Origin of the sequence: Bacillus sp. FSL R7-0685 (assembly GCF_038002425.1) — a bacterium.
GTDB classification, from domain to species: Bacteria; Bacillota; Bacilli; order Bacillales; family Bacillaceae; genus Bacillus; species Bacillus subtilis.
Genome location: NZ_JBBOCN010000001.1, coordinates 3,466,864 through 3,479,060 on the forward strand (window position 1 = coordinate 3,466,864; position 12,197 = coordinate 3,479,060).

General features: G+C 45.1%; 8 protein-coding genes. 3 read left to right on the top strand and 5 right to left on the bottom strand.

Going from position 1 to position 12,197, the window contains the following annotated elements:
• Positions 1–104 precede the first annotated feature (104 nt).
• The 3 genes from uvrA to MKY50_RS18085 form a co-directional block, all read right to left on the bottom strand.
• Positions 105–2,978 (bottom strand): excinuclease ABC subunit UvrA, encoded by a 2,874-nt coding sequence (gene uvrA, locus MKY50_RS18075; RefSeq protein ID WP_003228057.1) that lies wholly within the window; start codon positions 2,976–2,978, stop codon positions 105–107.
• Positions 2,979–2,985: 7 nt separating this feature from the next.
• Positions 2,986–4,971 carry an excinuclease ABC subunit UvrB gene (uvrB, locus tag MKY50_RS18080; RefSeq protein WP_029318327.1) on the bottom strand — a complete coding sequence of 662 codons (1,986 nt, stop codon included), beginning with the start codon at positions 4,969–4,971 and terminating at the stop codon, positions 2,986–2,988.
• Between the two features lie 185 nt (positions 4,972–5,156).
• Entirely contained in the window at positions 5,157–5,387 is a 231-nt protein-coding gene (locus MKY50_RS18085; protein ID WP_003228053.1) for a CsbA family protein, read from the bottom strand.
• A gap of 448 nt (positions 5,388–5,835) precedes the next feature.
• Here MKY50_RS18085 and MKY50_RS18090 point away from each other — a divergent pair, with 448 nt between their 5' ends.
• The 3 genes from MKY50_RS18090 to MKY50_RS18100 all read left to right on the top strand — a co-directional run bounded on the left by MKY50_RS18090 (position 5,836) and on the right by MKY50_RS18100 (position 10,341).
• The gene (locus MKY50_RS18090; RefSeq protein ID WP_341117064.1) at positions 5,836–8,331 is read left to right on the top strand and encodes a PEP/pyruvate-binding domain-containing protein; all 2,496 of its coding nucleotides are present in this window, start codon (positions 5,836–5,838) and stop codon (positions 8,329–8,331) included.
• A gap of 75 nt (positions 8,332–8,406) precedes the next feature.
• Complete coding sequence (locus tag MKY50_RS18095) at positions 8,407–8,976, top strand: TetR/AcrR family transcriptional regulator (RefSeq protein ID WP_341117066.1); 570 nt, start codon at positions 8,407–8,409, stop codon at positions 8,974–8,976.
• 30 nt (positions 8,977–9,006) lie between these two features.
• Positions 9,007–10,341, top strand: coding sequence for an MFS transporter (locus MKY50_RS18100; protein WP_144482866.1), 1,335 nt, complete (start codon positions 9,007–9,009; stop codon positions 10,339–10,341).
• Positions 10,342–10,388: 47 nt separating this feature from the next.
• Here the strand turns inward: MKY50_RS18100 and minJ are convergent, their stop codons facing one another.
• Entirely contained in the window at positions 10,389–11,582 is a 1,194-nt protein-coding gene (minJ, locus tag MKY50_RS18105; protein ID WP_003228042.1) for a cell division topological determinant MinJ, read from the bottom strand.
• 78 nt (positions 11,583–11,660) lie between these two features.
• Positions 11,661–12,014 carry a swarming motility protein SwrAA gene (gene swrA, locus MKY50_RS18110; RefSeq protein WP_015251121.1) on the bottom strand — a complete coding sequence of 118 codons (354 nt, stop codon included), beginning with the start codon at positions 12,012–12,014 and terminating at the stop codon, positions 11,661–11,663.
• Positions 12,015–12,197: the final 183 nt, after the last annotated feature.

Sequence of the window (12,197 nt, forward strand, 5' to 3'; positions counted from 1 at the left end):
TTACCCAAAGACGATTCTAAACCTATTATGCCGTAAAGAAAAAGCTTGCCTGCTAAGCCCAAGGATGGACTTGCTGACAAGCTGTCCCCTCTTAACAGAGGGTTTTAAGATGTAGCTGTTTCTTTCGCTTTCAAGAGCGATTTCATGCGTGTTTTGTCACGTTCGATAACAGGCTTCAAATAACGGCCTGTATACGATTCTTCCACTTCAGTGATTTCCTCAGGCGTTCCTGACGCGACAATGGTTCCGCCCCCGGCTCCGCCTTCCGGGCCCAAATCCACAATGTAATCGGCCGTCTTAATGATATCAAGGTTGTGCTCAATAACCAGTACAGTGTCTCCGTTGTCTACCAACCGTTGCAGCACGACAAGTAGCCTGGCGATATCGTCGACATGCAAACCTGTCGTCGGCTCATCTAAAATGTAGAGCGTGCGTCCGGTCGAGCGTTTGTGCAGCTCTGACGCGAGCTTCACGCGCTGCGCTTCTCCGCCTGACAAGGTCGTCGCCGGCTGGCCAAGCGTAATATAACCTAAACCAACATCATAAAGGGTTTGGAGCTTGCGTTTGATTTTCGGGATATTTTCAAAAAAAGAAAGAGCATCTTCAACCGTCATATCAAGCACATCAGAGATGCTTTTTCCTTTGTACGTCACTTCAAGCGTTTCACGGTTATAGCGTTTGCCGTGACACACCTCGCATGGAACGTATACGTCAGGAAGGAAGTGCATTTCAATTTTAATAATCCCGTCGCCGCGGCAGGCTTCACATCGTCCGCCCTTCACGTTGAAGCTGAAACGGCCTTTTTTATAGCCGCGGACCTTCGCTTCATTTGTCTGCGCGAATACATCACGAATGTCATCAAATACACCGGTGTATGTCGCAGGGTTGGATCTCGGCGTTCTTCCGATTGGCGCCTGGTCAATGTCAATGACTTTATCTAAATGATCCAAACCTTTAATCTCTTTATGGCTTCCGGGCTTCGCTTTCGCTTTATGAAGCTTTTGCGCCAGCGCCTTATGCAAAATTTCATTAACGAGTGTACTCTTTCCTGAACCGGAAACACCTGTAACTGCTGTAAACGTCCCAAGCGGGAACTTGGCATTCACTTTTTTCAGGTTGTTTTCTGAAGCACCTTTAATTTCAATGTAACGTCCGTCCGGCTTTCTTCTTTCAGGAGGCAATGGGATAAACTTTTTCCCTGATAAATAGCTGCCCGTTAATGAGTTTGGATCTTCCATCACTTCTTCCGGCGTACCCGCAGATATCACCTGTCCGCCGTGAATGCCGGCTCCCGGTCCAATATCTATTAAATAATCTGCTGCCATCATCGTGTCCTCATCATGTTCGACAACAATCAGCGTGTTCCCGAGGTCTCTCATATTTTTCAGAGCGCTGATCAAGCGGTCGTTATCACGCTGATGCAGACCGATAGACGGCTCATCTAAAATATAAAGCACACCGGATAAACGCGAGCCAATTTGAGTCGCCAGCCTGATGCGCTGCGCCTCTCCCCCGGACAATGTACCCGCTGCCCTGCTCAATGTCAGGTAATCGAGACCGACTTTGTCCAGAAAGCTTAAGCGCTCCACAATTTCGCGCAAAATCAAATTGGCGATCTGCATATCCTTCTCAGAAAGGGTAAGGTCTTTAAAGAAGGCAAGTGCGTCGGCGACAGACAGCTCGGTAATTTTTCCAATGTGGCGACCGTCAATCAGTACGGCAAGCGCCTCTTTCTTTAACCGATAGCCTTTGCACGTCGGACAAGACTTCTGAGACATATACTGCTCCATTTGCTCACGTATGAAATCGGAGCCTGTCTCCTTATAGCGTCTTTCAATGTTGCGCAATACGCCTTCAAATTGAATTTCACCTTCGCGGATTTGTCCAAAATCATTTTCATATCGGAAATAAATCAGGTCATCTCCGCTGCCGTACAGCACTTTATCCAGTTGATGCTTCGGCAAATCTTTGACCGGCACATCCATATCAATCCCGTAGTGGGTGCAGACTGCCTCAAGCAGCTGAGGATAATATTGTGAGCTGATCGGTGTCCAAGGGGCGACCGCATTCTCCTTCAATGACAAATCTTGATTGGGGATGACAAGATCGGCATCCACTTCAAGCTTCATTCCGAGACCGTCACACGTCGGACACGCCCCGAACGGACTGTTAAACGAAAACAGACGCGGCTCAAGCTCACCAATTGAAAATCCGCAGTGCGGACAGGCATGATGCTCGCTGAACATCAGCTCTTCCTCACCGATGACATCGATCATAACCCGTCCTTCACCTAAACGGAGCGCCGTTTCCAATGAATCTGACAGCCGGGCTGCCACGCCTTCTTTCACGACAATCCGGTCAATGACTACCTCAATGGAATGCTTCTTGTTCTTTTCTAATTCGATATCGTCAGAAAGCTCAGCCATCTCGCCGTCAATTCTGACTCTGACATAGCCTTGTTTTCTAATCTGTTCAAGCACTTTGACATGAGCGCCTTTTCGGCCCGAGACAATCGGCGCCAGCACCTGAAGCTTCGTCCGTTCCGGGTATTCCAGAATTCTGTCCACCATTTGCTCGATAGTCTGGGATGTAATCTCAATTCCGTGCTCCGGACAATGAGGCTTCCCTACTCTCGCATATAAAAGACGCAGATAATCATAAATCTCAGTTACCGTACCGACAGTAGACCTCGGATTGCGGCTTGTTGTTTTCTGATCAATGCTGATGGCGGGAGAGAGCCCCTCAATTGCATCCACATCAGGCTTATCCATTTGCCCTAAAAACTGGCGGGCATAAGCAGACAGCGACTCGACATACCGTCTCTGTCCTTCAGCATATATCGTGTCAAAGGCAAGGGAGGATTTACCTGATCCGGACAAACCCGTGACAACGACAAGCTGATCTCTCGGAATCGTTACATCAATATTTTTCAGGTTATGCGCCCTGGCTCCCTTCACCTCTATCCGATCCATAGCCATTTGTTCATCATCCTTCCGCTTTTAGCTCTAAAAGTAAATCGCGAAGCTCCGCGGCTCTTTCAAAGTCAAGCGCCTTGGCGGCTTCCTTCATTTCATGCTCCATCTGTTCAACGACTTTCTGGCGTTCTTTCTTCGTCAGTTTCGACAGCTTCGGCGCGGCTTTTGTTTTGTATTCCGCTTTATCCTCAGCTGCTACTGTGGCACGAATGACATCGCGAATTTCTTTATTTATCGTTTTCGGCGTAATGCCGTGCTCTTCATTAAACCGCTCCTGCTGCTCGCGGCGGCGTTTTGTTTCATTAATCGCAATTTCCATAGACTTCGTTATTTTATCGGCGTACATAATGACGCGGCCTTCCGCATTTCTCGCTGCCCGTCCGATGGTCTGGATCAGCGACCGCTCCGAACGAAGGAAACCTTCCTTATCCGCATCCAAAATCGCAACAAGGGATACTTCGGGAATGTCCAAACCTTCCCTCAGCAGGTTGATGCCGACAAGCACATCGTACTTGCCAAGGCGCAGGTCGCGGATAATTTCAATCCGTTCAAGCGTCTTGATCTCAGAATGCAGATAGTTTACTTTAATGCCGATTTCCTTTAAATAATCGGTCAGATCCTCTGACATCTTCTTCGTCAAAGTTGTCACAAGCACCCGTTCATTCCGCTCGATTCTTGCTTGAATTTCGCCGATCAAGTCGTCAATCTGACCTTCGATTGGACGGACGTCAATAAGCGGGTCAAGAAGCCCCGTCGGACGAATAATCTGTTCGACCATTTCATCTGTATGTTCAATCTCGTACGGCCCTGGTGTTGCTGATACATACACGATATTGTGCATATGCTTTTCAAATTCCTCAAAACGAAGCGGACGGTTATCAAGCGCTGATGGAAGCCGGAAGCCGTGATCCACGAGCACCTGTTTCCGCGCCTGGTCTCCGTTAAACATGCCGCGCACCTGAGGAATTGTCACATGCGACTCATCCACCACGATCATAAAATCGTCTGGGAAATAATCAAGAAGCGTATACGGCGTTGAACCTGGAGGCCGCAGAGTCAAATGTCTTGAATAGTTCTCGATGCCGGAGCAGAAACCCATTTCACGCATCATTTCAAGATCATATCTTGTCCGCTGCTCTAAACGCTGCGCTTCAAGGAGCTTTCCGTTTTCGTGCATGACCTTCAGCTGCTCCTCAAGCTCCTTCTCGATATTTTGAATCGCCTTCTCCATTTTCTCGGCCCGCGTTACGAAGTGGGATGCCGGGAAAATCGCAACATGATCTCGGTCGCCGAGAATTTCTCCTGTCAGCGCATCCACTTCCCGAATCCGTTCGATTTCGTCACCGAAAAATTCAACTCTGATACAATGCTCATCACGGGATGCCGGAAAGATTTCAACTACATCCCCGCGCACACGAAATGTACCGCGCTGAAAGTCGATATCGTTGCGGGCATATTGGATGTCTACAAGTTTTCTGAGCAGCTCGTTGCGCTCAATTTCCATTTCAGTCCGCAGTGACACGACCATTTCCCGGTATTCCTCAGGCGAACCGAGGCCGTATATACAAGACACACTCGCAATAATAATGACATCTCTACGCTCAAACAAAGCTGATGTGGCGGAGTGTCTCAGTTTATCAATTTCATCATTAATACTAGCGTCTTTCTCTATAAATGTATCCGTTTGAGGCACATACGCCTCCGGCTGATAATAATCATAGTAGCTGACAAAATACTCGACAGCATTGTTCGGAAAAAATTCCTTGAACTCACTGTAAAGCTGTCCAGCAAGGGTTTTGTTATGGGCAATCACGAGAGTCGGCTTATTGACTTCTTTAATCAAATTAGACACCGTAAATGTTTTCCCAGTTCCTGTCGCACCCAGCAGAGTCTGATGCTTCTTGCCCTCCTGAATTCCTTTTACAAGCTTTTCAATGGCTTTCGGCTGATCTCCCTGGGGCTGATATTTCGAGACTAACTCAAAGCGATCTTTCACAAAAATAAGCCTCCGTTTCTTTAACGAAATCTTCCTATAGATATAGTAACACAATGGAAAGCAAAATCACTAAAAATACGAACTAAAGTTCGGTGGTTTTTTATTTCCAGCTGTTTTTGTGTATAAAAAACCTGCTTTTAAAACGTAAAAGCAGGTATTCAGTCTTTATATTCATTATGTCCGATTTATTCTTCTTTTTTCTCTGCAGCTTTTTTGGCCATATACAGTCCGCCAGCCACAAGAGACACAACATCCAATCCTACAATAAAATACGTTTCTGTATAGCCTTTTAAATAAGAGGCAAACAGCAATGCAGCTGTTAAAGCGATCGCCACATAATGATTAAAGGTGACTCTAGTAAATAGAACAACAAGCATAAAAGGGAAAAACAATGCAAAAACGGCTTTTGTAATCAACAAAAACCCTCCTCAGGGATTCTTCATCTGATCTGATTATAGTAAAAAATGAAGAATCGGACAATCGTGCATTCGCTCCCTCTACTACACCATACCCCTTTTCAGCCAAAATCAATCACCATATTTGCATTTTGGTGCCGGTCAAAACTTATTCCATGGTGCCGCTGTTCTAATCAGCGGCACTTTTTTTATTACATCATCAAGTACGCCGCCAGATTCCGAGAATAAAAGAAAATAGGCATACAGTACCAGTACGGCCGCATTTTTCATGATAATCTAACTAACTTAACTATTCATTTTATTTAGGACTTTCTGCGTTTGACAGCATTTTCCTGAAAACCTACAATTGAATGATAGTGTTTACTATCATTTTTTTTAAAACACAGGCTCCGCAATAAAAAGACTAGAGAGAAAAACAAAATGAATGAAGAAAAGAGGGGTTTCAAATATGTATTCTGTTTTATTTCGCCAGGCAGAAGAGTCCAGCCAGCTGGCTGGAGCAAAAGGAATGAATTTGATTAAATTGACCAAACACGGTCTTCCTGTTCCGGACGGGTTTATTATTCAAACGAATGCGCTCGCACGTTTTATGGAGGACAACCAGCTTCAAGAGACTAGCGAAAACGTCGAAAGCGGGATCATTTCCGGAACATTTTCGGATGAGCTGAAAGATGAGCTGACTAGTTCCTTTTATAAGCTTAGAGAATCATATCGATCCGTAGCCGTGCGTTCTTCGTCTGCCTCGGAAGATTTAGAAGGCGCCTCATTCGCGGGTCAATATGAAACCTACTTAAATATCAAAACAGAGGAAGAATTTCTGGCTAAAGTGAAAGAATGCTGGGCCTCATTTTTTTCTGGGCGGGTCAGCAGCTATAAGAAAAAAATGAACAATCAAATCGCAGAGCCGTTAATGGGAATAGTCGTTCAGGGGCTGATCGATTCAGAAATGTCAGGTGTTATCTTCAGCCGCAACCCTGTTACCCATGATGATAGAGAGCTTTTAATCAGCGCCAGCTACGGGTTGGGTGAAGCTGTTGTTTCAGGAAGTGTTACCCCAGACACGTTCATTGTTAATAAATCTTCGTTTGAGATTCAGAAAGAAATAGGTGCAAAGGAAATCTACATGGAGTCTGCGGCAGAAGGAATTGCTGAAAAAGAAACGAGTGAAGACATGCGCAGCCGTTTTTGCCTTACAGATGAACAAGTGATTGAATTGGCTGAAATCACAAAAAAAACCGAAGACCTGTACGGATATCCTGTTGATATAGAATTTGGAATTGCTGATCATCAAATATACCTTCTGCAAGCTCGCCCGATTACAACTATTGATCAGGACAAAAAAGCGGCAGAAGAAAAACGCAGCTTCATGATTACCGACACTGATATGAATGATTTCTGGCTTAACATGGAGTCTAATATTGAAGGTCCGGTGAGTCCGTTATTTTCATCCTTCATCGTGCCGGCATTGGAATATGGCTTGAAGAAGAGCATGCAAAAGTTTCCGATTGGTGTAGTTGTTGATGAAGTAAAACTTTATCGCGGACATATTTATTCCAAAAACCAAGGCGGACAGCATCCTCCTTCTGAAGACTGTGGCAAAGAGCTTTTCCCGATTTTATCGGAGCATATGTATGACATCATCAATCACACATATCTCCCTTTTTACCGGACACTGGACCAGCTCGCACAAACTGAGCATACCGCAGAAAGCGCACTGGATGCTTTTCAAAAACTAAAGGCCTTTTATCTCACGGCTTATGAAGAGCACTTCAATATCGTTTTCCCGCAAATCCTTTTAACAAACAAACTGCAAGCGATGTATCAGGACATTCAAGGAGAGTCCGAAAACGCTCATTTTTACGAGATGCTGACAGGAAAAATGAACAAATCACTGGAAACGGACCGTTGCTTATGGCTATTTTCTGTGGAAGTTCAAGAGAACCCGAACCTTCTGGCCATTTTTGAAAACAACAAGCCTGAACAGCTCCAGGATAAATTGGAACAAACAGATGAGGGAAGACACTTCCTGAAGAACGTCCATGAATTCTTGCAAGAATACGGATGGAGATCTGTTAAAAGTCATGATCTGATTGAACAAATCTGGGTGGAAAATCCGTATTTCGCTCTGGCCAATATTCAAAATTATGTCCGTAATGGCTATCATTTTGACAATGAATTTCAGAAAACGAAAGAAAAACGAGAGAAATTATACAATGAATTCTTGGAAAACATAGAAGATCCCGGTTTACGCACCGAATTTGACCGCTATTATCAATGGACACTGAACTCTGCAAATATAAAAGATGATCACCACTTTTATATTGACGCCATGCTGGATGCCAAGGCGAGAATCTTTCTGCTGAAGATAGGTGAATTGCTGGCGGAAAACGGTGTCATTCAAGATCGTGAGGACCTTTGGTTCTTATATGACGACGAAGTGGAACAAGCGCTTCTTCACCCTGTATCCCTGCAAGAAAAGGCTGAAAAACGCAGACAGATTTTTCATGAGTATGAGCTGGCCCAAGCCCCGGCCTACCTCGGCACCCCGACAAAAGAACAGCTCAAAGCAGCTGAAGAAATTGTCGGCGCTGTGATAGAGGATGAAAAAAACACAGAGAATCATATTTTTGGCATTGCGGCATCAAGCGGCATTGCGACAGGTCCGGTGAAAATCATTCGGGACGCCAATGAATTTTCTCAATTCGCGCCTGGGGACGTACTCGTTTGCAAGATGACCACACCGCTATGGACCAGCCTGTTTCAAGACGCCAAAGCGATTATTACAGACACAGGCGGCATTTTGTCTCACGCTGCGATTATTGCCCGTGAATACGGCATTCCAGCCGTTCTCGGCACACGCACGGCAACCGAAAGACTGCGAGACGGTGACATCATCACTGTTGACGGAAGCAGCGGCAAAATCACAGTTGTCAGCCGGTCCTGATGCGTCCCCCTCTTTCTTATACAAGCGGGGCGGGTGTATACTTGTCCTGCCAGTATATTCGTGAGGTGAAACGTATTGAGACCGACAAACAAGAGAATCCTTGACGCTGCCATGCAGCTGCTCGTCAAAAAAGGATATCGCGCAACAACTACAAAAGAAATTGCAGAAAAAGCAAATGTAAGTGAAGCGACGATTTTCAGGAACTTTAAAAACAAACAAGGACTAGTTGAGGCTTTGCTTTCTCAGCATTCTTCAAACAGAGGCAGCATTTTGGAACAAACAGAAGGGGATTTGTACAAAGACCTGCTTCATATCGGAACCTGTCTCTTGGAGGAGCTCGAACATAGAAAAGATATCATTAAAATCAGCTTTCGTGAACCGGCCATGTTTCAGGATGTCATTAACCACGTCACTGAATATCCCCAATCTATGAAACAGCTATTGGTTGATTATCTCAAATCGATGGGTGAGAAAGGGGTTATTCAGACAGGAAATGAAGCGGAGAATTCCGACGTATTCCTGTCGATTATCTTCGGTTATTTCATTCACCGTCTCCACTTAGGAGACAGGGTCATATCAATGCCCCAGGAAAAAATGCTGGAGCACAGCACAGCTCTATTTGTCAAAGGAATTTCTGCTGATTAACTCCTTGGCATAATAAAAAGGAGGATCCCAATGAGCTCAAGAAAAGAATGGGCGCTGATCGTCTCGCTATTATTGGGGGCCATTCTGGTTCCCATTAACTCAACGATGATCGCGGTCGCGCTCTCATCTATTTCCCATACGTATAACGAGTCCATCGCAAGCATCACTTGGGTGGTTACCGTTTATTTAATCGTGATGGCAGTCACACAGCCGATTGCAGGAAAGCTCGGTGACATGTACGGCAATAAAACAATGTACTTATGGGGAGTCGGCCTTTTTCTAATCGCATCTCTAGGCTGCGCCCTTTCACCGAGTCTGCTCCTGTTAATTGTTTTTCGGGCATTGCAGGCTGTCGGCGGGGCATTGCTTACGCCAAACAGCATTGCCATTATCCGGCATGTTGTTTCTGAAAAACGCCTACCGAAAGTGTTTGGATTTTTCGGACTGGGCGCGGGACTTGGTGCAGCACTCGGGCCTTTTATCGGCTCTATACTGATTGACAGCTTCAGCTGGCATTCGATTTTTTGGGTCAACATCCCGTTCCTCGCTATTGCTTTATTTACGGCATTAACGATGTTTCCTCAATATAAAGAAAATAAATCTGACGCGCCGCTGGATATCATCGGCTCTCTCTTGCTTGCAGGCAGCATCGTTTCAATTATCCTGCTGACGAAAAATGAGGCTCCATGGGGATATGCGGTATACAGTGTATTGATACTTCTTTTTGTTCCGCTTTTTTTCAGAAGAGAAAAACGTACCCAGCACCCCATCATTGACTTTGCACTGTTTAAAAGCTCAACCTTTACAAATGCGAATCTATCAGTCTTGTTAAGCAATTTGATGATGTATGCCGTCTTATTGATTATGCCGTTATTTATGACGAACCAATTTGGGCTTAATACGTCTAACAGCGGGATGGCGCTTTCTGTATTTTCGATCTTCATGTCAGCCAGCAACTGGGTGGGCGCGCAGCTCCATCACAAATGGGGAGCCAAAAAAATCATTTTTCTTTCATTTGCCATGATGGCTGGTGCGAATCTATTATTTTTGCTGTTAAGCAGCTCGCATTCTGTCTTGTTCCTCATGGTCTCTCTTATCCTTGGCGGGCTCGCTTCCGGAGTCGGCCTGACCAGCATGCAGGTTTCATCCCTTGCCACAGTAGACCCCGGAATGTCAGGAGTGGCATCCGGGATTTTCTCGACCTTCCGTTATTTCGGAAGCATCATTTCATCAGCCTTAATTGGTCTGATTTCGGGATATCACACCCTATTTATGATTCTCTTTGCTGTATCCATCATCGGCGTTTTTGTTTCATTGGGCATCAAATCTGATGAAACGGCACGGATAGAAAAAAACTCAGCGTAACACAAAACAGCCCGGCATCGCATCTTCCTGCGGTGCCGGGCTGCCTTTTATGATCCAGAAGCGGCTGCTTCGTCTTCACGGTCATCCTTTACGAAGAGGATGCCCAATTCATGATGTTCTCCTTCATAAGAAGCTCGCTGGTCAAAACGAATTTCTCCATTCAAACCGATAATTTCAAGCTTTACATATGCACGGTTATGCTGAAGCGCTTCATAGAAATCAGAAACGTTCTTAACCGGTATGCCATTGACTTTCGTTATGATTTCCCCGATTTTCAATTCCAGATCCTCAGCCGGCGTATTGGGGATAATCCCAAGCACCATTAAGCCCTGATCCCTTTTCGAGAAATAAAACGGAGCCGCGTTATCATTCACTCTTTGCTTTATGGACAGAAAAATGCGCCCTAACAAAGCAGTACAGACCGCTGCACCCGCAAGCGGCGTCCACAGTAAGCTCGCTGCACCGAGAACTGCGACGGCAAGACCGAGAATACAAACGCGTTTCGCTGTGATCCTTATACTCGTTTCAGGCAGCGATCCCTGTACCCTTTGTCCAAATCCGACAAAGTAAGGAATCCATAGAAAATGGAATGAGCCGCCGGGAACCGTAAACACGGGCCACCAGCTAAGGTGCGATTCTAAACCATTACCGGGCACGAGAAGGAACAGCGGCAAAAGCCAAACCCGGTTTGCCAGCTGCTGTCCGATCGGCAAACCGCGGCTGCTTACGACAAGTGCCGGTGATGTTCTCACATGCGCAGAACGATAAGCAACCGCTCCTTCAGTGATAATCAGCAAACCTAGAAACACAGCCACAGCCGGCCAAACAACTGCAAATCCTTGCGGAAATCTCTCTAGAAAGGGCTCCGCCTGATATATTTGCAGTCCAAAACCTATCAGCATACTCACACTGACGATATATGCAGCAGACATCCAGTTTGCGCGAAGAGTGAACGCTGCCGCTGCAGTGATAACGGCAATAATCGCAAGTAAACCGAGAGGAATCGATATTCCGAGTCCACCTAAAATAACTGACAAAAGAAGACCTGGAATCAGTCCCTTTGTATATGTAAATTTCAGATCATCATAAATATCTGCTATTCTTGTATGAAAGGTTTTTCGTTCCCGTTTGATTCTTACATAGCCGAAAGCCAGGGTTATGATGATAAAAAACCAGAAAAGCGGGTGTAAGAAGAACAAGCCCGCGCTTTTTAACAGTTCAATTCCCCATTGAACAGACACTATCTCTCACCGCCTCAAGCCAAACATGTTACTCATATTCTATCAAATATTAAATGGCTTGGATATCCTCAGGAGAGTTTATCTCTCTTGCGTCATCCACAGCGTGACATTCGATAGTGAAAAATCCTTTAAATAGTGGTTTACATCCACATCCAATAACCCGCTGATTAGATGCATCGACCTTTTTATATCTGTCAGATTAATTCCTAATCGCTTATGGTTTTTCATTAAGTAGTTAAAATAATGTTTGGCGCATTCCTCATTAATGTCATTTACTGATTCGACATTGGTGTAATTGACCAAATATCTGCTGAACAGCATAAGAAGACTTAGTGCTTTTGTAGCTGAAAATGTTACGTCTTGTGTTCTGTCTTTTAATTGTTCCACTAATTCATAATATTTTTTTTCACGCACAATACTTGCCCTCTTCAATTGTGAACCCCCATTTTCTTTATACAGATAAGCACGGGCCAGTATAAGCAGCAGTACTGGAGTGCTAACAAGCATTCTCGCTAACGTTACTCTTTAAATACCTGTCGTTCAGCTGCCATTAACCTGATTACTGTTCTTTTTAGAACCTTCTTATATTGTATGAAGTAAACAAAGACTAGGCAA

Coding starts and splice junctions, on each gene's coding strand:
- MKY50_RS18100 (WP_144482866.1), top strand. CDS start 9,007: ATGAGCTCAAGAAAAGAATGGGCGCTGATCGTCTCGCTATTATTGGGG.
- MKY50_RS18090 (WP_341117064.1), top strand. CDS start 5,836: ATGTATTCTGTTTTATTTCGCCAGGCAGAAGAGTCCAGCCAGCTGGCT.
- uvrA (WP_003228057.1), bottom strand. CDS start 2,978: ATGGCTATGGATCGGATAGAGGTGAAGGGAGCCAGGGCGCATAACCTG.